Source organism: Vibrio sp. 811 (assembly GCF_033339195.1).
On the sequence record NZ_JAWOUB010000495.1, the window covers coordinates 1 to 654 of the forward strand.

General features: G+C 51.4%; 1 protein-coding gene. It reads left to right on the forward strand.

Annotated features, from left to right (window positions below):
- A partial coding sequence (locus R7Q46_RS27695; RefSeq protein ID WP_318078356.1) for an alpha-ketoacid dehydrogenase subunit beta occupies positions 1-654 on the forward strand: 654 nt, incomplete at both ends.

Genomic DNA, 654 nt, shown 5'->3' on the forward strand with positions numbered 1-654 from the left:
CGGCGTATTCCGCGCAACCGTCGGGCTCAAACAAAAGTATGGACTAAAACGCGTCATCGATACTCCGCTTGCAGAAGCCTTAATCGGCGGCGTTGCAGTGGGCATGGCAACTCAAGGTTTACGCCCTGTTGCAGAATTTCAGTTCCAAGGTTTCGTCTTCCCGGCTATGGAGCACCTAATGTGTCACGCCGCCAGGATGCGTAACTGTACTCGTGGACGCCTCACTTGTCCGGCTGTATTCCGCGCGCCTTTTGGTGGCGGCATTCACGCGCCGGAACACCACTCAGAAAGCATTGAAGCACTGTTTGCACATACCGCAGGCTTTAAAGTGGTGATTCCATCTTCCCCTCAGCGTGCTTACGGTTTGCTGCTTGCTGCCATTCGCAGTAACGATCCAGTGATGTTCTTTGAACCCAAACGCATCTATCGCACCGTTAAATCCGAAGTGATTGATAACGGGGAAGCATTGCCGTTAGACACTTGTTTTACGCTGCGCAAAGGTCGAGATATTACGCTCGTGACATGGGGAGCATGTGTTGTTGATTCTCTCCAAGCTGCGCAAACCCTATCAAGCCAAGGGATCGAAGTCGAAGTCATTGATCTGGCAAGTATTAAGCCGATTGATACCGCGACGATTTTCCGTTCACTAGAGAA